We start from the raw sequence: 23,583 nt of genomic DNA on the forward strand, positions 1-23,583 counted from the left end.
TCAGCAAGCTAGGAGAACACAATGGAAATCAGCACCCCCGGCCACGAGCCGCGCCCCGTCCGTGCTCCCCGCGGCCCCGAGCTCACGACGCTCGGTTGGCAGCAGGAGGGTGCCCTGCGCATGCTCATGAACAACCTCGACCCCGATGTTGCCGAGCACCCGGACAGCCTCGTCGTCTACGGCGGAACCGGTCGCGCAGCGCGTAGTTGGGCTGCCTTCGACGCCATGGTCGCCACGCTGAAGACGCTGAAGAACGACGAGACCATGCTGGTGCAGTCCGGCAAGCCGGTCGGTGTCTTCCGCACCAACGAGTGGGCACCGCGAGTGCTGATCGCCAACTCCAACCTGGTCGGTGACTGGGCGAACTGGGAAGAGTTCCGCCGTCTCGAAGACCTCGGCCTGACCATGTACGGCCAGATGACCGCAGGCTCCTGGATTTACATCGGCACCCAGGGAATCCTGCAGGGTACGTACGAGACCTTCGGCGCCATCGCGAAGAAGCGCTACAACGGCTCACTCGCCGGAACGATCACCCTCACTGCGGGTCTCGGCGGCATGGGCGGCGCTCAGCCTCTCGCCGTCACTATGAACGACGGCGTCGCGATCTGCGTCGACTGCGACATCACCCGCATCGACCGTCGTATCGCCCACAAGTACCTCGACACCAAGGCAGACAGCATCGAGCACGCGCTCGAACTGGCGACCGCGGCACGCGATGCCAAGAAGCCGCTCTCCATCGGCCTCGAAGGCAATGCGGCAGAGATCTTCCCGGCGCTGCTGGAGATGAAGGCCCCCATCGACATCGTGACCGACCAGACCTCGGCGCACGATCCCCTCGCCTACCTGCCGATCGGCATCGACTTCGGCGACATGAAGACCATGTCGGAGAAGGATCCGCAGAAGTTCACCGAAGATTCCCGCAACGCGATGGCCGCACACGTCAAGGCCATGGTCGGATTCATGGACGCCGGCGCCGAGGTATTCGACTACGGCAACTCCATCCGCGACGAGGCCCGCAAGGCCGGCTACGACCGTGCATTCGACTTCCCCGGATTCGTTCCCGCCTACATCCGTCCGCTCTTCGAAGAAGGCCTCGGCCCCTTCCGCTGGGCGGCGCTCTCGGGTGATCCCAAGGACATCGAGGCCACCGACAAGGCCATCCTCGAACTCTTCCCCGAGAACGAGCACCTGCGCCGCTGGATCACCATGGCCGGCGAAAAGGTTGCCTTCGAAGGCCTTCCGGCTCGCATCTGCTGGCTCGGATACGGTGAGCGCCACCTCGCCGGCCTCAAGTTCAACGAGATGGTGGCCTCGGGCGAGCTCTCCGCACCGATCGCCATCGGCCGCGATCACCTCGACTCCGGATCGGTCGCCTCGCCGTACCGCGAAACCGAATCGATGATCGACGGGTCCGACGCGATCGCCGACTGGCCGCTGCTCAACGCCCTGGTCAACACCGCGTCCGGCGCTTCGTGGGTTTCACTCCACCAAGGCGGCGGCGTCGGGATGGGGCGCTCCATCCACGCGGGACAGGTGTGCATCGCCGACGGCACCGAACTCGCAGCCAAGAAGCTCGAAGCAGTTCTCACCAACGATCCCGGGATGGGCGTCATCCGGCATGCGGATGCAGGATACGACCACGCCATCGACACGGCAGCCACCCGCGGCGTCCGCATCCCGATGACCGAGAACTGAAACAGCTCCACCACCTCACCCTGAGTTAGGAATTACATTGACCACGAATGGTTCTCGAACCACCGTTCTGACCAACATCGGAACCCTCGTCACCAATGACCCGACTCTGGGTGAGGGCAAGCTCGGCGTACGACACGACGCGGCAATCGTTTTCGACGACGGCGTTGTTGCTTGGGTCGGTGATTCCGCCGACGCCCCGGCTGCCGATATCGGTCAGGATATCGGCGGTCGGGCCCTGCTCCCCGGTTTCGTGGAGAGTCACTCGCACCTGGTGTTCGGTGGCGAGCGGGCCGAGGAATTCGCAGCTCGCATGGCGGGCGAGAAGTACGCCGCCGGCGGCATTCGCAACACCATCGAAGCGACGCGCTCGGCCACCGACGAACAATTGCAGGCCAATGTTCGACGCCTACTCGACGAATCCCTGCGCTCGGGCAGCACAACCGTCGAATGCAAGACCGGATACGGGCAGAACACCGAGAGCGAACTACGCAGCGCACTGATCGCCGGACAGTTCACCGACGAGGTCACACTGCTGGCCGCCCACGTTCCACCACCCGAATATGCCGGCCGCGCCGATGACTACGTCGCCATGGCGTGCGACGAGATGATCCCTGCCTGTGCGCCACACGCGAAGTGGATCGACGTCTTCTGCGAACGAGGGGCGTTCAACCGCGAACAGGCACATGCAGTCCTGAGCGCAGGCGTCGCCGCTGGACTGATCCCCCGCGTCCACGGCAATCAACTCGGCGAAGGGCCAGGAGTTCAGCTCGCCGTCGAGATGGGAGCCGCGTCCGTCGATCACGTCACCTACGTCACCGCCGAGGACATCGACGCCCTGGCTCAGAGTTCCACCGTCGCAACACTGTTGCCAGGTGCCGACTTCTCCACCCGCAACAAGTACCCCGACGCCCGCGCACTGCTGGACGCCGGCGTCACAGTAGCTCTCGGCGCCGACTGCAATCCCGGCACCTGCTACACCACCAGCCTCCCGTTCTGCATAGCAATTGCGGTGCGAGACATGCACATGACACCCGCCGAGGCAGTCTGGGCAGCCACTGCAGGAGGCGCCCGGGCGCTGCAGCGCACCGACGTCGGAACCCTTTCTCTCGGAACACGTGCCGACGCCATCGCGCTCGATGCACCGTCGTACCTCCACCTCGCCTACCGCCCGGGCGTCCCTCTGGTGCGCGAGGTCTGGAAAAACGGCGCACTCGCCACAAGCTACTGAAATACTCACCGGGAGGCCGTCGTGGCTCATCAGATCGCAGTCGACATCGAACCCAAGCCGTGGACCGGGCGCTCCGACGGCACCACTGCCGAGCATCTGCGGTGGCATCATGCCGTGCAACCGTATTCAGCCGAAACAGCTCCCGGCGACTGTGTTCTGATCGGATTCTCCAGCGACGAAGGAGTCCGCCGCAACAAGGGCCGCCGCGGTGCCGCGGATGGCCCCGACGCTTTGCGAGCCGGGTTGGCTTCCATGGCGCTGGCCGAACCACTGCAGATTCAGGACGCCGGAACCGTTGCCGTGTCGGGTGAAGAACTCGAGGCCGGTCAAGCCGCACTCGGGAACGCCGTCAGCGCTGCGCTTGATTCGGGACACTTCCCCGTGGTTCTCGGGGGAGGACACGAAATCGCCTACGGCACGTATCTCGGCGTCGCGGGCTCCGAGTTGCGAACCGCTGGAGCCAAACTCGGAATCCTCAACTTGGATGCGCACTTCGACCTGCGGGGCGATCCGATACCCAGCTCCGGCACACCCTTTCGTCAGATCGCCGAGGACGAAGCCGCGGCAGGCACCTCGCATCAGTACAGCGTGATCGGAATCAGCCAACCGAGCAACACCACGGCACTGTTCGACACGGCTCACCGCCTCGGTGTTCGCTATCTGCTCGACGAAGAATGCGGAGCGATCGGCCGAGGCGTCGTGGATCAGTTCCTCGCAGACTTCCTCGACGACGTCGATCTGGTCTACCTGACCATCGACCTCGATGTCCTGCCTGCAGCTGTGGCGCCGGGCGTCAGCGCACCTGCGGCCTACGGAGTCAGCCTCGAAACCATCCAATACGTATGTGACCGAGTCACATCCAGCGGAAAACTCGCGGTTCTCGATGTCGCCGAACTGAACCCGAGCCTCGACGTCGACAATCGCACTGCCCGAACGGCTGCTCGTCTGATCCACCGGATAGTCACGAAGCACGTGCCGGTTCAGCGCTAGCCTCGGCGCGCCTCCAGCGCATCGAGGATGAGATCGAGACCGTAGGCGAACTCACTCGTGTGGTCGTAAGCCGGACTCAGACCGTGATCGACGATCATCTCGTGAAGGAAGGGCAACTCTTCAGCCGGAAGGTGCTCGAGGATGTCACTCGCAACTTCTTCGACGTCGCCGGGTGCGCTTATCGGTAGATTCGCCTCCTGGAGAACATATCCGCCGATATAGCTGTCGATCAGCGAGGCTCCGTGGGCGGCCATCGGGAGTGTGAACCCGGCCTTCCGGAGGACTCCGAGCACAGCGTCGAGATGACGCAGGGTCGCCGAGCCAGGGTTGCGTCGCGAATCCAGCAGACCGAGAGCCCAACGGTGCTGCGACAGGACTGTGCGAGCGGAATAGGCGCGTCCACGGATTGCGTCTCGCCAATCCGCACACTCACTGTCGGGCAGGTCGATCGCCTCGAAGACCGCATCGACGAGGCCGTCGAGAATCGCATCTTTGTTGGGCACGTGGTGGTAGAGCGACATCGCCTCGATGCCCAGTTCCTGGGCCACCCGTCGCATCGTGACGGCTTCGACACCACCCGCGTCGGCAACGCGGATCGCACCCTCAATTACGCGAGTTCTGTTCAGCGACTGTCGCGGTTGCCGTGACACACAGACTCCCCTCGGCGGAACGAATACGTTGACAACCTTACATACGTAAGTCACCCTTACAGGTGTAAGCCCGCCTTACGTTCGTAAGGCGCTCGCGAAGGGAGACCGCAATGCCGATGCCGAGATGGTGGGGACATGTCAACAAGCGAGTGTTCAATCCTCGCGCGATCTCGAGCGGGAAATGGCCGGTACTGACTCACGTCGGACGCACATCCGGCACGACCTACCGGACACCTCTCGACGCCTATCCGGTCGAGGGTGGCTATGTCTTCATTCTGGTGTATGGATCAGGCTCGGACTGGGTGCAGAACGTCTTGAGAGCGGGAAGCGCTCGACTGTCGGTCGACGAGACGGAGGTGAGCCTCGGCACCCCACGCCTCGTCGCGAAAGACGAAGCATTTCAAGCACTTTCCTCAGACGTGTCCCAACCCCCGAGGCTGCTCCGCATCACCGAGTACCTTCGGATGGATCTGATTACGGCCTGAGGCTGCCACTCACGCGAGGACCTCACGCACGGCGGACCTGACTTCGTCCATGCTGCAACCGGATTCGATCAGTTCGGTACCCGTATGCACCAGCGAGTTGATCAACTTGGCGGTGAGCTTCGGGTCCGACACGCCACGGAGGCGGAGGGCCTCGACCAGCGGAAGCACAAGACTGTCGTGCATTTCCATGATCCGCGAATCTCGAAACGTTTGCGGGGTCAGCGTCGCCAGCGCTCCGACTATCGCATGCTCCCCGTCGGCAACCAGTTGGAGGTTTGCCTCGACGTACGCCCATACCGGATCGTCTGCGCCTGCCATCGCCTCGACGATCTTGTCGTTCCAGCGCGGGAACATGTCTTCGACGACGGCACTGAGGAGATCTTCCCGGGACCGGAAGTAGTGGTAGGCACTCGACCTGGCGAGCCCTGCCTTCGCTGCCACCTCACCGAGCCCCGGCGGCCGGTCCGGGGCCTCGGACAGAAGAGCGTGTGCAGCGTCGAGGAGGGCACGGCGCTGAGCAGCACGATGCTCGACCACAGTGGGCGCATCGATCCTCGGCACCGAATCTCCTCCAGTCCCCTCGCGGGCTTACTCGCTCTGACGCAACCGACCGTCAACCATTTCGAGGATGCGGTCGCAGTGCCCGAGCACGTCGTGATCGTGGGTCACCATGATCGTAGCGACGCCTGCCTCGTGAGTTTCGCGCGAGAGCAGTTCGACCACCTCATGGCTGCGTTTGCGGTCGAGAGCAGCCGTCGGCTCGTCGACGAGCAGTAGCGAGGGATTGCTCATCAATGCCCGAGCGATACCGACGCGCTGGCGTTCACCGCCGGAGAGTTGACCGGGTCGACGATCTGCACGGTGACTCATACCGACCGAGTCGAGCAACTCCTCGGGATCGCGACCCGGCCGCCCCGTGAGCTTGGGAATCATCCGAAGCTGATCGCGCGCCGTCAGCGCTGGAATCAGGTTGCCGGACTGAAAGACGAAGCCGACCTTGTCTCGTCGAAGTTTGGCGAGAGCACGGGCCGGCATCGCCGACACGTCCACGCCGTCGATGACAATCGTTCCACTCGACGGCCGACCGAGTCCGCCGGCCACAGCGAGCAAGCTCGACTTTCCAGCGCCTGACGGTCCGACGATCGCGACAAGTTCGCCGCACGAGACCTCCAGGTTCACGTTGTCGAGGGCGAGCACGGTGGAGTCACCGTCACCGAATCGAAGACTGACAGCGGTCAATACCAATCCGGTTGTGGCCTTTTCGACTGTGGTCATCGGTTTTCTCCCAATGCGGTGAGCGGGTTGACACGGGTAACACGGACGATGGCAACGGCTGCGCCGACCAGCCCGAGTACCGCCAAGAGCACTGCGCCGTTGACGACTGGGCCGGACTCGAGGGCGAACGGCATCCCCCCGCCTTCGAGCCCCGAACCGAGCCCCAAGCCCAGCAACACACCGAGGCCGATGGAACCAAGCAGCACTACCAGTGCCTGCGCCATGCCGTCACGAAGCAGGAAGCCGGTAGAGGCTCCCATCGCGCGCAACACTGCGAGTTCACGACCGCGCTGAACCGTCCAGATACTGAAGAATGCACCGACCACCAGGGCCGAAATCGCGTACAGAAACGCCTTGATCATCGACATAGTCATCATTTCCGCGGAGAACCCTGGTGAGGAGTCGAAAGATTCCTCGAGCGTCTTTGCGGACGTTCCCGCCGCCGCATCGCCCGACACGAGATCCGGTAACGCGCCACCAATGCCCCGAATCGCAACAACACTTGCTTCGGAATAGGCACTGGCATTGGCGGTTTCGCCGATCTTGGCACCGGCGTGAACCTCCTGCCAAGTACGCAGGGGCAGGTAGGCGACGTCGACGTGACCGAAAGTGCGCTTGTCTTCGGTGAATCCGACAACTGTCAGCTCCGTACCGAGTCGATCGAGTATCACGGTGTCACCGATCGCAACACCGTCGTCACGGAAGGTAGAGCTGACGATGATGTCCGTGTCGGCATGCAGCCCCCTCCCGTCGGCGGAGACGGGCTCGAGGAAGGAGCCAGGTTCGATGCCGAAGAGCGTGAGATCGACAGGCGTGCCACTGCGAGTTTTTGCATTGACGATCATGTTGCCGAAGAGCTCGGCGTCTTGGACATCGGGTTGCATACGCCATGCCTGCGCCTGCTCCTCGGTGACGACCGAGCGCGAAAACGCTGAGTCGGCTTTGGTGTCCGGTGCGAAGGCAAACCCCTGAATCGGCGTCCGCTGCAAAGCGGAGACACCGTCATTTACCAGTCCGGACGAGAGGCCGGACAGAATCACCATCAGGATCGAGATGAGGGCAACCACGGCACCCATCAAGAGGAATCGATTTCGCGCAAACCACAGTTCACGCAGGGCGAGGAACATTCGGGAAGCTCCAAAGTCGTCGATACGAGTCACGCCGACTTTTATCGACGCCTTGTCGAAATCATATCGACAAGGCGTCGAAAAACTATGTGAGGTGCGTTACTACTTCCCGTAGTAGACACTCGAGGCGCTGAGCGTCGTATCAGCCCCCGACGCCCACCGGTCGATCCCCGACAATCGAGATTCGATCCATCACACGACGAGCCGGGAAGTAGTCACTGGCCGCGTAGTGCTGGCAGGTCCGATTGTCCCAGAAGGCAACAGTATTCGGCTCCCACTTCAAACGGACCTGAAATTCCGGACGATTGACGTGGCGATACAGCATCGTGAGAAGTTCGTTCGATTCTTCTTCTGACACACCCAAGATCCGTTGCGTGAAGGTCATGTTGACGAACAACACCCGCCTGCCACTTTCCGGAATGATCCGAACCACCGGATGCTGCACAGCGGGGAACTTCGGACGCAACATCTCGACCGCATCCACCGGCATCGACCTGCCGAACGAGTTGATCCAATCGTGTTCTGCAACAAGCGGGTCGATACGCTTCTTGATGTCTTCAGGAAGCAGATCGTAGGCAGCTGCAGTATCGGCCCACAAAGTGTCACCACCCACCTCCGGCACCTCGACCGCACGAAGAACTGCTGCGAACGAAGGAAACTCGTGCCACGTAACGTCGTTGTGCCAGTTGTTCTCGACTCCGCCGACCATCGCATCCTTCGCCAGTGTCGTGACATCGACGTCCGTCTGCCCGGGCTGCGTGTACTTGAAGAACGGATGCTGTTCGAGATCGCCCCAACGCTCGGCAAAAGCTCGATGTTCCGCTCGGTCGAGGTCCTGATCGCGGAAGAAGAGGACTTTCCATTCGAGGAGAGCTCGGCGGAGTTCCGCAATCACGGCATCAGACAGACCCCCGCCGAGTCGAATACCGGAGATTTCCGCTCCGATCGTCGGCGCGACCGCCTTGACCGCAAGGTGTTCGTACGGTGCCGGAACTACCGACTCGGGATTCCGGTGAGCAACGAGTGGACCGTACGCAGCAAGCGGGTCGGTGGGGATCGGAAAGATTGTTGCCGCAGGAAAAAGGGTAGCCATCAGGGCACTTCCTCGAAATCGACGATGTCGTAAAGGACAAAAGTCAGATTAAGTCTGCCTCCTTAAAGTGTCAACGGTCACGTTCTCCGGCGCGAATCTTGACCCTGACGCCGCGTCAAGGTTGGAGAATGGTTTTCACAGACGGAATCCGATTCGATCACGGGAGGGCAGGGCGATGATGACCATCGGCGAGCTGGCCAAATTGGCCGGCACCACCGTCAGGTCCGTGCGCTACTACCACTCGAACGGCCTTCTCGAAGAACCACAACGCCAACCCAACGGCTACCGCATGTACCGGGCGGTGGACCTGGCACGACTGAGTCGCATCCGCCGCCTGCGCGATCTGGGGATTCCTGTTGCCAAGATCGCCGAACTACTCGACGGCGACGCTCACGACACTCGGTCTGCACTCGATACCCTCGACAAGGAATTGGCGACGAAGGCCGAACAGATCGCTGTTCAGCGTGCGCACATCGAGTCGCTACGCCGCAATGCCGATCCTGAACTACCCGACGCGTTTTCGGAAGTGCTCGCACAGTACGTCGTTGCCGGTGCGCCGACAGCGTGGATCGACAACGAGCGTGAACTTCTGATCCTCGCACTCACGGTCTCCGGGGGCGATCCCGAGGTCTGCGATTCACTCCTGTCCGCCCATCGCCGGGTATTGGCCGAGCCGAACCGCGAGCAGGCCATCGAATTGATAACTCGTATGTATGCCCTCGCCGACGCACCGGCTGACGCGGACACGATTGCGGCCCTTGCCATTCAGTTCTGCGACTTCACCGAGCGCGTGCTACCCGAACAGGCTGCACCGGAGGACGCTTCCCCCACCCGGCTGGTAGCGGTACTGCGCGAACACCAAGCGGATCGACGAACCGTCACCCAGGAAAGATTCGCGAAGGCTGTGGCCGCGGAGTTCGCCGCCCGTCAATCCCGCCTCTGAAAAACCCTGATTAGCCCCCACATTCGAAGTGGGGTGACCAACACTGCCCGAAAATGGGCTCAACGCAAGGACACGACAATGACTGGATTCACCATGCCCAGATCACGCATGCCTCGATCACGAAGGTGGCTGGCTACCACAATCGCCGCTGCCGCACTCGCCGTACCTGCATTGGCGGCGTGCTCGGATCCTGCTACTCCGCAGGAAGATCCACAATCGAATCTCAGCGCGTTCTACGAACAGGATCTCGAGTGGGGGCCATGCGCCACAGACACCGGAACGTCGACCGCAAGTGAATGCGCCATGGTCACAGTACCTTTGGACTATTCCGCCCCCGACGGCAAGACGATCGAAGTGGCGATCTCGCGGGTCGCATCCACCGACCCCGCACAGCGACGCGGGATCCTGCTCACCAACCCCGGCGGCCCGGGCGGCCGAGGACTGGGATTGCCCGAGATTCTGAATGCGGGCATGACACCGGAAGTCGCAGCGGCATACGACGTCATCGGCACGGACACCCGAGGACTCGGCAAGAGCACACCGATCGACTGCGGCGTCGAACAGATGACATGGATGCGGTCGCCGGGCACCACGGACGAGGGATGGAACGAGAGTGTTGCGCTCGCACGCGAGGCCGCTGACACATGCTGGGACAAGTACCCGGACTATCTGCCGCACATCAATACTCAAAACATCGCCCGCGACCTCGACGTGATTCGTGGCGCCCTCGACCAGGAGAAGGCGTCGTACTTCGGGTGGTCGTACGGCACATACCTCGGTGCAACCTATGCTCAAATGTTCCCGGACAGGATCGACCGTGTGGTTCTCGACAGTGCACCGGATCCGAAGAAATACGGATACGAGATGTTCCAGGACATGGGCCCGGCCAACGAGAAAGCGATCGACGGATTCTCGCAGTGGGCAGCAGAACACAACTCCACCTATGCACTCGGATCGACGCCCGCCGAAGTTCGCGCCCTCATCGAGAAGCTGATCTCGGACGCGGCCACCACTCCGATACAGATCGGTGATCATGCCGTCGACGATCACGTCCTTCCATTCCTGATGTACGTCAACGGAACCGGCGACACCGAGAAGGAAAGTGAGGCATTCGCACAGGTATTGGTTCAGTTGCGCGATCTCGCCGCAGGCAAGACCGTCGAGAACATCCATCCCCAGCTGACGAGATTGATGCAGGCATGGTTCCAGACCGAACTGGGAACCGGTCCTGACTATGCCGGGACAATCGCCATCGTCTGCGGAGACGTATCGATGCCGAGCGATCCCCAGTGGTACCGCAACAAGTTGGAGGAGCACCGTGATGATCAGCCGATCTTTGCCGGCACACACAACACGATCATGCCGTGCGCGTTCTGGCGCAGTGAGGCCCCTACGCGGATCGACATCGACAACAACGTTCCGGCATTGCAGATCCAGGCAACCGGTGACACCCGCACGACGTACGACGAAGGCCTCGGCATGCATGAAGCGATGAAAGGCTCACGGCTCGTGACAGTTCCAGGCCGCACTCATGCGGTGTTCCCGGGCTACGCGAATACTTGCGCGAACGCCGCCGTCAACTCGTACCTGCTCGACGGCTCACTGCCGGCCGAAGACGTGGTGTGCGAGTCGTGACCTCAGCCCGTCAGCTCGCTCTTGATCTCGTTCTTGAGAACTTTGCCGACCTTGGAGCGAGGTAGATCGTCCCAGACGATGACTTGCTTCGGAGTCTTCACACTTCCGATGCGAGCCTTCACGAAAGCCATCACCTCGGCGCCGTCGATGTCGGCGCCGAGGTGCGGTTGCACCACTGCCACAACGCGTTCGCCCCACTTGTCGTCCGGCAACCCGATCACTCCGCAGTCCTGAATCCCCGGATACGCCATGAGTACCTGCTCCACCTCGACCGAATAGACGTTGAAACCGCCGGTGATGATCATGTCCTTCGCACGGTCGACGATGAACAGGAAATTGTCCTCGTCCAGGTACCCGATATCGCCGGTGTGATGCCAGCCGTGGGCTGACGCTTCCGCGGTTGCGTCGGGGTTCTTGTAATAACCCGCCATCACCAACGAACTGCGAATCACCACCTCACCACGCTCGCCACGTCCGAGCAGCGCGCCTTTGTCATCCATGATCCCGACGGTCACCAGCGGCGACGGTCGACCGGCCGAGGAAAGTCGTGACGTTGCGACAGTGCCGTCCGAGCCGAAGTGCTCCTTCGGTGACATCGTCGAGATCATCATGGGGGCTTCACTCTGCCCGAACAGCTGAGCCATGACCGGGCCGATCTTGTCGATCGCCTCCGCGAGTCTGGTCGGGGAGATCGGCGCCGCTCCGTACCAGAAGCATTGCAGCGAGCTGAGATCCGTGGCAGACAGGGCCTCGTGCTCGAGCAGCATGTAGATGAGCGTCGGCGGCAGGAAGGTGTGAGTCACCTTGTGCTTCTGAACGTTCGCGAGGAAGTACCCGAGATCGGGCTTCGGCATGATCACTACTTCGCCGCCGAGGGCCATGATCGGGAAGCACAGAACACCGGCGGCGTGAGTCAGCGGTGCCAGCGCCAGATACACCGGGCGCCCCTCGAACGGATAACTCATCAAGGTGATTGCGGTCATCGTCTCGATGTTGTGCCCGGTCAACATCACTCCCTTTGGCCGTCCAGTTGTACCACCGGTGCCGACCAGCATGGTGACGTCGTCGGGCGCCGCGGCGTCGAGTTCTTCTTCCCCGAGCCAGCTTTCGAGGGACTGTGCCGAATCCCACTCGCCGTCGATACAGACGAGCGTCACCAACTGGGGAAGAGCATCCTTGATCTGGTCGACGAGCGGCGCATAGGACTTCTGGAAGAACAGAGCGCGACAATCGAACAGATCCAACAGGTCTCGGTTTTCCGCAGCTTCGTTGCGAGGGTTGATCGGGCACCAGACTGCGCCAGCCCTACTGATACCGAATACGCAGGAGAACGAGATCGGGTCGTTGCCGGACAAAATCGCGACCTTTTCGCCCGCCGCGATGCCCGAAGCCGCGAGCGAAGCTGCGAAGCGTCGGCTGAACTGCTGCACCTCGCCGTAGGAGAGAGTGCGCTCCCCCATCGTCAAACACGGTGCAGTGGAACCAAGAGAGGCTCCCTTGTCGAGATAGTCGGTCAAACGCATGGGGAGCCTCCAGGGCGGGGCTCCCGGCGTGCTACACGCCGGGAGCCGTGAACATGATGACGAGGACGACGAGTTAGGCGTTGATGGTTACTTCCGGCTCCAGAGCCAGCCCGAAACTACGTAGCGCGCCGAGCAGTTCGCGATGGCCGAACGCCTGGCAAGCCGAGGCAAGCCCGGTCCGCTTCGGCGCCTGCTGGAGCAGAGAATGCGCTGCATAGGCGTGCAGGAGGCCCGTCTGCTTGTAGTTACAGTTTCCGTGGATCACGACGTGCGAGCGACCCAGCGGGCCCGACGCGTATACGGAGTCGAGTGAGGTGTTGATGCGCGGATTTTCACGAGGGGGCATACCGGCCTGAACCGATCCGGCGATCTCGGCCAAGGCGGCTTCCTGCTCGTCGGCGGGCAGGGTCTTGATCTGCTCCTCCACGATCTTCTGCGTCGCGACAACGCCTTCCATCACGGTGCGGTCGAACACTCCGCCCGCAGCCTTGACGTTGGAAACTCGCGGATCGTTCTTGAACCACACCGGGTGGCATGTTCCGCCCCACGGCAATGCAAGCGCAGTTTCGTGCTGGCCCGGAACGACGACGTCGAAAGTCTGGCCGGGCGCCCACTGCACGTACTTGTTCTGCTCGAGGTAGTACCAGTTTGCCTTGAGGATGGTGAAGATCGTCTGAGTGGACGCGTAGGTGGGAAATCCCTTCCACAGCACGAGGATGTCGAGCGTATCGAGGCCCGGTGTTTCCAGTGCGATATTGGCCGCGATCTCACCGGTGGTGTACATCTGCGCGATACCGGGCGAGAGGAGCAGGCCCTTCTCCTGGTACTTGTCGCTGAACTTCTCCTGGACGTCGAGTACCCAGTCCTGCTCACCGGTTGTGTCCATGTAGTGGCAACCGGCATTCAACGCGGCCTCGACGACGGTCCCGCCGAGCTTGATGAACGGCCCGACCATGTTGCTGACAACCTGTGCACCGGTGAACAATTCGGTGAGAGCCTCGACCGTGTGCTCGACCTCGACGACCTCGTGATCGACGGTGTCTAATCCGGGGATCTTATCGAGGACCTCTTGGATGCGAGCGGCGTCGCGGCCGGCTGCGATGAACGGGATGTTGAACTCGCGCAGGTATTCACACACCAGACGGCCGGTGTACCCGGAGACGCCGTAAACGATGACGGGCTTCTTTTCGGACATGTTCGTGGAACCTTTCGAAGACGTGAGAAGGGTGTACGTACGAATGAAGGGCGAGTTACATGCCCATGCCACCGTCGACCGGTAGGCCGATTCCGGTGATGAATCGCGCGGCGTCGGAGGACAAGAACACAACGGCGTCAGCCATGTCGTTCACTTCACCGAGGCGGCCGAGCGGGGTGAGGCCGATGACGTCTCCGACTGCTGCTTCGGCGCTGGGCCAGAGACCGAGCTTCTCCATGTCCGCCGCGAGTCCGAGACCCATCTCCGTGGCGACAAGACCCGGGTAGATGCAGTTGACGCGGACTCCGTAGCCGAGCTTGCCCGACTCGGCGGCGGCAACTCTGGTGAAGCGATCGACCGCGGACTTGGTCGCGGAGTATCCACTGATCCCGGGAAACGGAATGGTTGCGGCCACTGAAGAGATGTTGATGACGGAACCGCCGGTTCCGGCTACGCCACCCGGACGCATGCTGCGCAGTCCGTGTTTGGTTCCGAGCGCTGTTCCGAGGATGTTGACCTCACACATACGGCGGATGTCGTTCGGATCGAGGTCGACCACCAGCGAGGAAATCTCGATGCCTGCGTTGTTGACGAGGATGTCGAAGCCGCCGAGAGTCTCCGCGGTGGCGGCGACTGCCTCTTCCCAGTTGGCGTCGTCGGTGACGTCCAGCTTTACGAAGCCGGTTTTGACTCCGCCCGAACCAACAGCCTCTGCGGTGGCACGACCCTCGTCTTCGAGAACGTCGCCGATCATCACTGACGCCCCCGCCTTAGCCAACGCCTCAGCCATTCCGGCTCCGAGCCCCTTGGCACCACCTGTGACCAGTGCTTTTCGTCCCTCGAGATCAAACACGCTCATTTTCGACTGCCTCCATGACTGAAACGACTCTCGCGATGCCACCGTTCACAGCGACGCTGCCAAGTGGTGTGAGTCACAGAGTATTCAACTTTGGACGAGTGTCAAGAGAAATCTTGACGACTGTCAAGATTTTGTTACACGCTCGTCAAAGACCAGGGGTTACACTGATTCGGACGCGGTGATCGTGCCGCTGTGGAAACCGCAGGGAACAGGACGTGCCATCGTGACCACGACAGTCGAGAAGCCTAGTGAGGCAGGGAAAAAGGCTGCACCTAGCTCACCGGGCCAGCAGTCCGACTCCGCGAAGCGGTCCGACTCCGCCAAGCGGTCCAACGCAGACAAGGTGTCGCGTCGCCAGGTCGACAAATTCTCCGAGCGACGTGATCAACTCGCCGAGGCCGCACTGCAAACCCTGGCCGAATTGGGCTACGCACGCACGAGCCTGCGCGAAATCGCCCAGAATTCGGAGTTCTCCCACGGCGTCCTGCACTACTACTTCAGCGACAAGGTCGATCTCATCACCCACTGCGTGCGCCACTACAAGGCACGCTGCGTCACCCGCTACGACGGCATCGTCGCCACCGCGAAGACACCGGAGGAACTGAAAACCGGTTTCGGCGCACTGCTCGCCGAGACCATGATCGAAGAACCCACGATGCACCGCCTCTGGTACGACCTGCGCGCGCAGTCGATGTTCGAGGAGTCGTTCCGAGCCGACGTCGCCGCGATCGACGAGAGTCTCGAAAACATGATCTGGCGCATTGTTTCTCGCTACGCCGAGCTTCTCGACGTAGAGGCATCGGTCACCTCGGCGGCGATGTACGCAATCTTCGACGGCCTGTTCCAGCAGAGCCTGCTGCGCCATCTGTCCGGCGATCAGACTGCCGCAAACTATCTTTCGGTGAGCGTCCAGCAGATGCTGCCTCTGGTAGTGCCCACTTCCTGATCAGCGAGCAGCGATGCCTTCCGCGACGTACCTGGCTCCGCGATCGAATTCTCCGACCACGTCGTAATCGGCGTCTTGCCGCCAGAAGCGGACCAACGCTCCGTACGTACCACCGATCATCTGTGCGAGAAAGAGCGGCGGGTAGTCCGATCTCACTTCGCCGGCTTCGATACCGGCAGTGACGATCCGGAGAAGTTCCACGTGGAACCGATGATCGTGGGCCGCCCCCGCTCCGGAGGAGGCGAAGTCGCGCTCGAGTTCTGCAGTCACCATGCGCAGATAGCGCGGGTGCATGATCGCTTGCTGCGCAAAGTCCTGAAAAATCCGGGAGATCCGATCAGAAGTCGGCATCGGCGATTCCATGAGCTGATCCACCAGTGCCGCAAGCTGATCGAGATGATCACTGTGCAGCGCCTCGAGAACCGAGTCCTTGCCCTGGAAGTAATTGAAGAAGGTGGCTCGCGACACCTCGGCTCGCTCGGCGATGTCGTCGACGGTCGTGCTGGCGAAACCCTGCGCCGAGAACAGAATTCGAGCAGCCGAGAGCAACCTGTCGTTGGTGTCGCGCTTGTTCTGTTCTCGTTTGGAAATCACGTCGACCTGCCCTTCTCCGCCTCAGAACACAGTCTTCGCCACAGTCCGGAATGTGTCCAATGTCCGTCCCGTCAGGTGACGCACCTCCGCCTCCGATAGGTGGACTACAGTCCAATTATGTCGACTGTTTCCACCGAACGCCATGACCGCGTTCTCATCGTCAGGATCGAACGCGAAGAACGCCGTAACGCGATCAACCGTGAGACTGCCGAGGGAATCGAAGCCGCGCTGAATCTTCTCGACGACGACCCTGATCTGTGGGTCGGCATCATCACCGGAACCCCCAACATCTTTTGCGCCGGAACCGATATCCGAGAGCGGGCCGACCTTCGCATGCCTCGCGGCGGTGAGTACGGCGTCATTCGGCGCCGGCGGAACAAGCCCCTGATCGCTGCAGTCGAGGGCTACGCGCTTGGTGGCGGTTTCGAAATCGCACTGGCCTGCGATCTGATCGTCGCCTCTGCCACAGCGCAATTCGGCCTTCCCGAAACCAAACGCGGTCTGGTTGCGACGTCCGGCGCACTCTTTCGGGCTCCTCGCGCGCTTCCGATCAACGTCGCCCGTGAACTCTTGATCACCGGCCGCACACTCGATCCCGAACGGGCAAAGGACCTCGGCGTCGTCAATGCAGTCACTGCCCCTGGTAAGACACTCGACGAGGCACTGGTGATGGCAGCGGAGATCTGCGAGTCCTCCCCCACCTCCGTGAGTCTGAGTTTGAAGGCCATCGAGGCTCTCTACGCCGACGCCGACGCCGACGGATGGAAGGTCACCGACGACGCCAAGGACGCAGTGTTGCGCTCTCCGGACATCGCCGAAGGACTCGACGCTTTCGCCAATCGTCGGACACCCCGGTGGAGCGGACTGCCGCCCGCATGACAGACCACAATCCGAGACAGATTTCCTATACGTCTGGTCGGAAAGGGTATGAACCGGTTACAGTCTCTCCTGTGACGGGAATCGACGCATACGAGACGGGCACGCTGCTGACGCGGCGGCGCCATGTCGACTTTGCGCATGTCTGTACATCCGGGTGTCCGATCTACTGATCGGACCTACGACGTGAGCGCCGCTCACGTCGATACTCGTATGTACACCCAGATCAGGGGACATTTCTGTCATGACCACCGCCTCCATCTCACACCTGAGTTCCGTCGTAGCAGCCAACGCCGACGCCATCGACAAAGACGCGAGCAAAGCGCACGTCGTCTTCAAGGCTTCCGCCCAGGCGCACGACGCCGTTGCCAGCACTATTTCTCTCGGTAAGTACAGCGTCGAGGTCGACGAGCCGCCGGCCCTCGGCGGCGAGAACACCGCAGCCAATCCTGTCGAGTACTACCTTGCTTCCCTGCTCTCCTGCCAGGTGGTCACCTACCGCGTCTGGGCGGACAAACTCGGTATCGCTCTCGACGACATCTCGGCCAGAGCCGAAGGTGACCTCGACGTTCGTGGATTCTTCGGCTTCGACGACGCCGTCCGTCCGGGATTCTCCGAGGTCCGCGTGGTCGTCACCCTGACCGGCCCCGAAACCCGCGAGCGCTACCTGGAACTGCAGGAAACGGTCGACGCACACTGCCCCGTACTCGATCTCACCCGCAATCCCGTCCCAGTGCATACAGTCGTCGAAACCGCCTGACCCGCACCAACCCACCTTCACCACGGAGTATGAATTCATGAGCGAGAACACCCCCGTCGATACCGATCCGACCGCCGATTGGTCGTTCGAAACCAAGCAGGTCCACGCCGGACAGGGCCCGGACAGCGCTACCAACGCTCGGGCGCTTCCGATCTACCAGACCACCAGCTACGTCTTCGACAACACCGACCATGCGGCGGCGCTCTTCGGCCTCGCCGAGCCGGGCAACATCTACACCCGCATCATGAACCCGACGCAGGACGCCGTCGAGCAGCGCATCGCCGCCCTCGAAGGCGGAGTCGCGGCTCTGCTGGTTGCGTCCGGTCAGGCCGCCGAATCCTTCGCGATCCTCAACCTCGCCGAGGCCGGGGACCACATCGTCTCAAGCCCTCGCCTGTACGGCGGCACGTACAACCTCTTCCACTACACGCTGCCCAAGCTCGGTATCACCGTCGACTTCGTCGAGGACCCGGACAACCTCGATCACTGGCGTGAGGCAATCCGTCCGAACACCAAGGCGTTCTACGGCGAAACCATCTCCAACCCCAAGAACGACGTGTTCGACATCCCCGGCATCAGCGCAGTCGCCCATGAGCACGGCATCCCGCTGATCGTGGACAACACGGTCGCAACTCCGTACCTCATTCAGCCGCTGAAGCACGGCGCCGACATCGTCGTCCACTCCGCCACCAAATACCTTGGCGGACACGGCACCGCGATCGCCGGCGTCATCGTCGACGGTGGCACGTTCGACTGGACCCAGGGACGCCACACCAACTTCACGACCCCCGACCCCAGCTACCACGGCGTCACCTTTGCCGATCTCGGTGCACCCGCCTACGCCCTCAAGGCACGCGTTCAGCTTCTGCGCGACCTCGGCTCGGCCATCGCACCGTTCAACGCCTTCCTCATCTCGCAGGGTATCGAGACACTGAGCCTGCGCATCGAGCGCCACGTGTCCAACGCCCAGAAGGTCGCGGAATTCCTCGAGGGCCGCGCCGAGGTCACGTCGGTCGCGTACGCCGGACTGGAATCCTCGCCCTGGCACGAGCGCGGAAAGCAGCTGGCTCCCAAGGGAACCGGCGCCATCGTCGCGTTCGAGCTCGCCGGTGGAGTCGACGCAGGCAAGAAGTTCGTCAACGCTCTGACGTTGCACAGCCACGTCGCCAACATCGGTGACGTTCGCTCACTCGTCATCCACCCCGCGTCGACGACGCACTCGCAGCTCACCCCCGAGGAGCAGCTCGCTTCGGGCGTCACCCCGGGGCTCGTCCGCCTTGCGGTCGGCATCGAAGGGATCGACGACATTCTCGCCGACCTCGAAACCGGTTTGGCCGCAGCAGCTTCCTGATCTATCGCACGAAAAAGCTCGGCCCCGATATGCATTGGGACCGAGCTTTTTCGTTGCGTAAGAGCTAGCTCTTGGGAGTGAACGCGGCCAGCGGTTCACTCTCGGACCAGTCATGGCCCCAGTAGCTGTCGGCCGTGATTTCCTCAGCGGTGTAGAAGGCTTCGTCAACAAGCATGCCTTCGCAACCGAACTCCAGATCCCATCCACCCGGTGCGCGCACGTAGAACGACACCATCTTGTCGTTCGTGTGGCGACCCAACGTCGAGGAGATCGAGAAGCCGAGCTTGGCAACACGATCGAGAGCCTGACCGACGGCGTCGAGAGTCTCGGCTTCCATCATCAGGTGCACGAGACCGGGCTCGTCAACCGGCGGCGCCGGGCACAACGCCAGGCTGTGGTGGCGCTGGTTGACACCCATGAAGCGAACGCGGCGAGCCGGCGGCGGCGCATCGATACCGCCGAGACGGATGGAACCGCGCGGGAGGAATCCGAGCACCTCGGTGTAGAAGGTGTATGCCTCGTCGAAACGCGTAACCGGAAGCACCACATGGCCGAGGCCCTGATCGCCGGTGACGAAACGGCCGCCGTGCGGGGTGACCAACGGGCTGTGGTCGAGTACCGGTCCGAAGAAGACCTCGACTCGGTTACCGTTGGGATCGTCGAATGCGATGACCTGCTCGGCATCGCGGTAGCTGGCGTCGACCTCGGAAAGAACCTCGACCTCGACTCCGGCCTTCTCCACTGCTTCACGAACACGCTGGAGCGCGAACTGATCTCGCACTTCCCAGCCCACTGCGAGAGCCTTGTCCGTCTCACCGGGCAGGACGATCAGTCGCGCACGACGCTCGTCCAGGCGCAAGTAGAGGCCGTCGGCTTCCGGGCCACTACCGACCGCGAGGCCGAGTCCGTCGACCACGAGCTCGCGCCAGCGAGCCACGTCCTGCGTTTGGATCCTGAGATACCCCAGGCCCCGAATTTCAGTCATGCCTAACCGTCCTTGCTTCGAAAGTATTTGTGGGACTAGATCATCGAGCGGTGGATACCCTGCGGTTCGCCGCCGAGCTGCGAGAGCGTCGACGCATGGAAAATGGAGCCAGGTACGTGGATCGCGTGCGCGAGACCGGCATGAGCATCACGCCAGAACCGCTGCATCGGCGTGTTCAACTGCAAAGCCCCACCACCGGAACGAGCAAAGATCTCGTCCACCGCACGCACCGCCCGCCACGCAGCAGCAGTCTGCGTACGGCGACCGATCGCACGAAGCTCGAACGAAACTTCCTGCCCCTTCTCGGTCATGTCCCAGAAACGATCCACCGTCTCCAAGATCGCAGCCCGAGAAGCAGCGATCTCGGCCGCCGCCTCACCGATCGCGAACAGCACGTACGGATCTTCCTTGATCGGAACACCACTGACCGTCACCCGCTCACGCTGCGCCGCCATGTTGCACGCCAACGCACCCTCGGCGATACCGATCAACGACGAGGTGATCCCCAACGGGAAAATGCACGAGAACGGGAACTTGTACAACGTCTCCGTACGACCCGCTTCCTTCCACGCCGTCCCGTCGTACACCTTTCCGGCGTCGATCGTGCGGTACGTCGGCAGGAATGCGTCCTTGACGATCAGGTCCTTCGACCCGGTTCCGCGCAGGCCCACGACATTCCAGCTGTCCTGGTCGATGTCGTAATCGGAGCGCGGCAGCAGTACGTGCAGGTGCTTCGGCGGCATCAACGGCTTACCGGACTCGTCACCGACCATCGCGCCGATCATGATCCAGTCACAATGATCGGTACCGGAGGAGAACGACCAGCGACCGTTGAGGATGTACCCACCCTCGACCGGCCTCGCCACGCCCATCGGCGCATACGGCGACGCCATCCACGTATCGGGATCGGTTCCCCACACCTCTTCCTGAGCCTTGCGGTCGAAGAACGCAAGCTCCCACGGATGCACACCGACGATGCCGCTGACCCAGCCCGTGGCACCGTCCATCGCGCCGATAGCCATTGCCGTCTCGGCGAATTCACGCGGATGCGCCTCGAGGCCTCCGAACTCCTTCGGCTGGAACATCCGGATGACGCCGGAGTCGCGCAAACGCTTCGCGCTGCCGTCCGTCAAGCGCATCAGCTTGTCGCCCTCGACTCCGTCGGCGCGGATCTCGTCGGCGAACTGTGAGATGTTGTCCAGAACCTGACCCATGATTTTTCCGGCTTTCTGGTTTCGCTACCCGGCGAGTGCCTGGGCAGAATGAAAATCTGTTGGTGAAACGGTGGCAGGTAGCCCACCGAAGTGCAGAAACGCTTCCCGGTGAGTGGGAGCACCCCTGTGCGCCTTTTTGGTAGTGGGGGCTACCAAAAAGGCGCACGGGCCTTACTTGCCTTCTGGACGCGTCAGAAATGCCAGAACGGACGCGACCCAGGCGTCGCGAGCTTCGATCATCGTCCAGTGTCCGCAGTTGGGGAAGATGTGAACTTCGCCGTTGGGGATGTCGCGCATCGGCAGAATCGCCATGTCCACGGGGCTGACGCGGTCGTCGCGTCCCCAGGTCAACAGCGTCGGCGCCTTGATCTTGTTCAGCTGCGCCCAGTACGGCACGGCGGTCGACGCAGCGGCAGCCGCGCCCATGGCGGCCATGGCCTTGCTGCTGTACATACGACGGGCGATCTCGAGCGTCGTCGGCTCGGTGGCCAGGGCCCAACGCTCTTCGATGAGCTGCTCGGTGACGACGGCACGGTCGAAGACCATCGAATGCAACCAGCGGACCAGGGCTTCGCGGGTGGGGTTGTCGGTGAACTCCATGAGGAGTTTGATGCCTTCACCGGGCCCCGGCGAGAAGGTGTTCTTTCCCATGCCGCCGATGGTGACGAGCTTGCTCACCCGGTGCGGCTCGTCGATCGCGACCTTGGTGGCGACGATGCCGCCCATGGAGTTACCGATCATGTGGACCGGGCCGAGGCCGAGGCCGTCGAGGAACATCCCGACCGACGCCTGCGCCATCATCATCGGATGGTCGGGGCCGGGATCGCTGACGCCGAATCCGGGAAACTCGAGAACGTAGCAGTGGAAGTGCTCCGCGAAGTCCGCGAGAACGCCGCGGTAGTTACGCCAACCGGTGACGCCGGGGCCCGATCCGTGCAGCAGCAGGAGCGGCGGGCCGTCGCCGGCTTCGTGGTACCGGAGCACACCGAGATCGGTCTGCAGTTCCTTCAGAGTTCCCTCGTAGCTCAGTTCAGTCGTCATGGTCCGAACGGTGCCATCAGTACCGCTGAGCTGCTATGACTCGTCCCGATCAGCGAGACAAGTCGATCAAAATACGTCAGATCCAGTGGTCGGACGACGCTGCCAGCAGGCGATCCATCGTCTCCGCCGAGAACGTATTGGTCGGAACGGGAGGCGTTTTGCGGCCGCGGCGAGGAGCACCCAGTTCGGGGTACAGCGTCCGTGAGACCTCGCGAGCCGCGTCGACGACCAGCGGAGCAACTCGCTCGAGCTGAGCGGTCCGCATGTCACCACACAACGCGATGCTGCCGACGGGACCCTCGTGTCCGCGAATTGCCGAAGCCACACAAGCGACTCCACGCGCTGACTCCCCTCGTTCGAAGGCCAGTCCCCGACGCTGACGGATGCGGTTCAGTTCCTGGTGGAGCACAGCGACGTCGGTGATCGTGTTCTCGGTACAGCGGGGAAGAGAAGACCCGAACAGAGCGTCGACGCGCTCAGGGTCGATCCACGCCAGCATCGCCTTGCCACCAGCCGTCGAATGAGCGAGCACTCTGCCGCCGACGCGGGACGGGAGCGCCGCGGCGAATCGTCCGCCGACCTTGTCGAGATAGACGCTCTCGCGTCCGTCGAGCACCGACAGGTGAACGACCATGCCGGTCTGCAGGTGCAGTTCGTGCAGAAGCGGTGCAGCGGCTTCGCGGATCTGGCTGTGGCCGCCGTCGCCACCACCGAGGCCGAGCGCGCGACGCCCGAGGCAGTAGCCGAACGATGCGTGATCGACCCAGTCCAGCTTGACCAGCTGATCGAGAATGCGGTGGACCGTGGAGCGCGGCAACTGAGTACGGCACGCGACCTCTTCCAGCGTCAGCCGCGCGGCGCGGCCGTCGAAGGCGTCGAGAATCAGTGTCATCCGCTCGACCATCGACGGCGGCAGATCCTTCTTGGGTTGCCCACCGGCAGTCTGGACGGTGGACAGTGTGTCGTTCATGTCAACAATGGTCATGGACGCCTCCCGAAAACTGGAATTGATTCTACCGACTATAACCCAGGTCACAGTTTCTGGAAAGTGAATCGATCTTTTCGATCCCGATCAGCGGTAATTCACCTGCCACCGGGCGAGTGGGGACGCTATAAAC

Annotated in this window: 23 protein-coding genes; 10 read left to right on the top strand and 13 right to left on the bottom strand. The window is 62.2% G+C overall.

Annotated features, from left to right (window positions below; translation table 11 throughout):
* Positions 1 to 21: 21 nt before the first annotated feature.
* Genes hutU through hutG form a run of 3 tightly spaced genes read left to right on the top strand, consistent with a single transcriptional unit; the run spans position 22 to position 3,913 of the window.
* Complete coding sequence (gene hutU, locus RHP72_RS24720; protein ID WP_007732742.1) at positions 22 to 1,695, top strand: urocanate hydratase; 1,674 nt, start codon at positions 22 to 24, stop codon at positions 1,693 to 1,695.
* 37 nt (positions 1,696 to 1,732) lie between these two features.
* On the top strand, positions 1,733 to 2,923 hold the full coding sequence (gene hutI / locus RHP72_RS24725) for an imidazolonepropionase (protein ID WP_029256288.1): 1,191 nt from the start codon (positions 1,733 to 1,735) through the stop codon (positions 2,921 to 2,923).
* 21 nt (positions 2,924 to 2,944) lie between these two features.
* On the top strand, positions 2,945 to 3,913 hold the full coding sequence (hutG, locus tag RHP72_RS24730) for a formimidoylglutamase (RefSeq protein ID WP_042926100.1): 969 nt from the start codon (positions 2,945 to 2,947) through the stop codon (positions 3,911 to 3,913).
* On the opposite strand, the gene RHP72_RS24735 is transcribed toward hutG, so the two are convergent.
* The gene (locus RHP72_RS24735) at positions 3,910 to 4,563 is read right to left on the bottom strand and encodes a TetR/AcrR family transcriptional regulator (protein ID WP_234551285.1); all 654 of its coding nucleotides are present in this window, start codon (positions 4,561 to 4,563) and stop codon (positions 3,910 to 3,912) included. The two genes, hutG and RHP72_RS24735, sit on opposite strands and share 4 nt — an antisense overlap.
* A gap of 110 nt (positions 4,564 to 4,673) precedes the next feature.
* On the opposite strand from RHP72_RS24735, the gene RHP72_RS24740 reads away from it, so the two are divergent.
* Positions 4,674 to 5,048 (top strand): nitroreductase family deazaflavin-dependent oxidoreductase, encoded by a 375-nt coding sequence (locus RHP72_RS24740; protein ID WP_058037648.1) that lies wholly within the window; start codon positions 4,674 to 4,676, stop codon positions 5,046 to 5,048.
* A gap of 9 nt (positions 5,049 to 5,057) precedes the next feature.
* On the opposite strand, the gene RHP72_RS24745 is transcribed toward RHP72_RS24740, so the two are convergent.
* The 4 genes from RHP72_RS24745 to RHP72_RS24760 form a co-directional block, all read right to left on the bottom strand.
* On the bottom strand, positions 5,058 to 5,609 hold the full coding sequence (locus tag RHP72_RS24745; RefSeq protein WP_007732757.1) for a TetR/AcrR family transcriptional regulator: 552 nt from the start codon (positions 5,607 to 5,609) through the stop codon (positions 5,058 to 5,060).
* Between the two features lie 27 nt (positions 5,610 to 5,636).
* A complete protein-coding gene (locus RHP72_RS24750) occupies positions 5,637 to 6,323 on the bottom strand; it encodes an ABC transporter ATP-binding protein (RefSeq protein ID WP_311093950.1) in 687 nt (228 codons plus the stop codon).
* On the bottom strand, positions 6,320 to 7,450 hold the full coding sequence (locus RHP72_RS24755) for an ABC transporter permease (protein WP_311094897.1): 1,131 nt from the start codon (positions 7,448 to 7,450) through the stop codon (positions 6,320 to 6,322). Before RHP72_RS24755 ends, RHP72_RS24750 begins: the two co-directional genes overlap by 4 nt.
* A 142-nt stretch (positions 7,451 to 7,592) precedes the next feature.
* On the bottom strand, positions 7,593 to 8,543 hold the full coding sequence (locus RHP72_RS24760) for a TauD/TfdA family dioxygenase (protein WP_311093951.1): 951 nt from the start codon (positions 8,541 to 8,543) through the stop codon (positions 7,593 to 7,595).
* A 175-nt stretch (positions 8,544 to 8,718) separates the two neighbouring features.
* On the opposite strand from RHP72_RS24760, the gene RHP72_RS24765 reads away from it, so the two are divergent.
* Together RHP72_RS24765 and RHP72_RS24770 are read left to right on the top strand one after the other, a co-directional pair.
* Positions 8,719 to 9,486, top strand: coding sequence for a MerR family transcriptional regulator (locus tag RHP72_RS24765; RefSeq protein WP_311093952.1), 768 nt, complete (start codon positions 8,719 to 8,721; stop codon positions 9,484 to 9,486).
* A 78-nt stretch (positions 9,487 to 9,564) separates the two neighbouring features.
* Entirely contained in the window at positions 9,565 to 11,121 is a 1,557-nt protein-coding gene (locus RHP72_RS24770) for an alpha/beta fold hydrolase (RefSeq protein WP_083057061.1), read from the top strand.
* Positions 11,122 to 11,123: 2 nt separating this feature from the next.
* On the opposite strand, the gene RHP72_RS24775 is transcribed toward RHP72_RS24770, so the two are convergent.
* The 3 genes from RHP72_RS24775 to RHP72_RS24785 form a co-directional block, all read right to left on the bottom strand.
* Entirely contained in the window at positions 11,124 to 12,644 is a 1,521-nt protein-coding gene (locus RHP72_RS24775) for an AMP-binding protein (RefSeq protein ID WP_311093953.1), read from the bottom strand.
* Positions 12,645 to 12,717: 73 nt separating this feature from the next.
* Complete coding sequence (locus RHP72_RS24780; protein WP_003940189.1) at positions 12,718 to 13,839, bottom strand: DUF5938 domain-containing protein; 1,122 nt, start codon at positions 13,837 to 13,839, stop codon at positions 12,718 to 12,720.
* A gap of 55 nt (positions 13,840 to 13,894) precedes the next feature.
* A complete protein-coding gene (locus RHP72_RS24785; protein ID WP_007732778.1) occupies positions 13,895 to 14,698 on the bottom strand; it encodes an SDR family NAD(P)-dependent oxidoreductase in 804 nt (267 codons plus the stop codon).
* Between the two features lie 343 nt (positions 14,699 to 15,041).
* Here RHP72_RS24785 and RHP72_RS24790 point away from each other — a divergent pair, with 343 nt between their 5' ends.
* Complete coding sequence (locus RHP72_RS24790) at positions 15,042 to 15,644, top strand: TetR/AcrR family transcriptional regulator (RefSeq protein ID WP_058037890.1); 603 nt, start codon at positions 15,042 to 15,044, stop codon at positions 15,642 to 15,644.
* Here RHP72_RS24790 and RHP72_RS24795 read toward each other — a convergent pair whose 3' ends face one another.
* The gene (locus tag RHP72_RS24795; RefSeq protein ID WP_003940428.1) at positions 15,645 to 16,238 is read right to left on the bottom strand and encodes a TetR/AcrR family transcriptional regulator; all 594 of its coding nucleotides are present in this window, start codon (positions 16,236 to 16,238) and stop codon (positions 15,645 to 15,647) included.
* Between the two features lie 117 nt (positions 16,239 to 16,355).
* Here RHP72_RS24795 and RHP72_RS24800 point away from each other — a divergent pair, with 117 nt between their 5' ends.
* From RHP72_RS24800 to RHP72_RS24810, 3 genes are all read left to right on the top strand, one after another.
* Entirely contained in the window at positions 16,356 to 17,117 is a 762-nt protein-coding gene (locus RHP72_RS24800) for an enoyl-CoA hydratase-related protein (RefSeq protein WP_007732783.1), read from the top strand.
* Between the two features lie 241 nt (positions 17,118 to 17,358).
* Entirely contained in the window at positions 17,359 to 17,874 is a 516-nt protein-coding gene (locus RHP72_RS24805; RefSeq protein WP_007732784.1) for an OsmC family protein, read from the top strand.
* A 37-nt stretch (positions 17,875 to 17,911) separates the two neighbouring features.
* Positions 17,912 to 19,225 (top strand): bifunctional o-acetylhomoserine/o-acetylserine sulfhydrylase, encoded by a 1,314-nt coding sequence (locus RHP72_RS24810; protein ID WP_003939848.1) that lies wholly within the window; start codon positions 17,912 to 17,914, stop codon positions 19,223 to 19,225.
* A 64-nt stretch (positions 19,226 to 19,289) separates the two neighbouring features.
* On the opposite strand, the gene bphC is transcribed toward RHP72_RS24810, so the two are convergent.
* The 4 genes from bphC to RHP72_RS24830 all read right to left on the bottom strand — a co-directional run bounded on the left by bphC (position 19,290) and on the right by RHP72_RS24830 (position 23,450).
* Positions 19,290 to 20,210 (bottom strand): biphenyl-2,3-diol 1,2-dioxygenase, encoded by a 921-nt coding sequence (bphC, locus tag RHP72_RS24815; protein WP_003940493.1) that lies wholly within the window; start codon positions 20,208 to 20,210, stop codon positions 19,290 to 19,292.
* Positions 20,211 to 20,245: 35 nt separating this feature from the next.
* Positions 20,246 to 21,424: an acyl-CoA dehydrogenase family protein gene (locus RHP72_RS24820; RefSeq protein WP_003940250.1), complete on the bottom strand. Its 1,179-nt coding sequence runs from the start codon at positions 21,422 to 21,424 to the stop codon at positions 20,246 to 20,248.
* A gap of 171 nt (positions 21,425 to 21,595) precedes the next feature.
* Positions 21,596 to 22,465, bottom strand: coding sequence for an alpha/beta fold hydrolase (locus RHP72_RS24825; protein WP_019745379.1), 870 nt, complete (start codon positions 22,463 to 22,465; stop codon positions 21,596 to 21,598).
* A gap of 76 nt (positions 22,466 to 22,541) precedes the next feature.
* On the bottom strand, positions 22,542 to 23,450 hold the full coding sequence (locus tag RHP72_RS24830) for an IclR family transcriptional regulator (RefSeq protein ID WP_003940451.1): 909 nt from the start codon (positions 23,448 to 23,450) through the stop codon (positions 22,542 to 22,544).
* Positions 23,451 to 23,583: the final 133 nt, after the last annotated feature.

The organism is Rhodococcus sp. SG20037 (assembly GCF_031763325.1).
Lineage (GTDB): Bacteria > Actinomycetota > Actinomycetes > Mycobacteriales > Mycobacteriaceae > Rhodococcus_F > Rhodococcus_F qingshengii.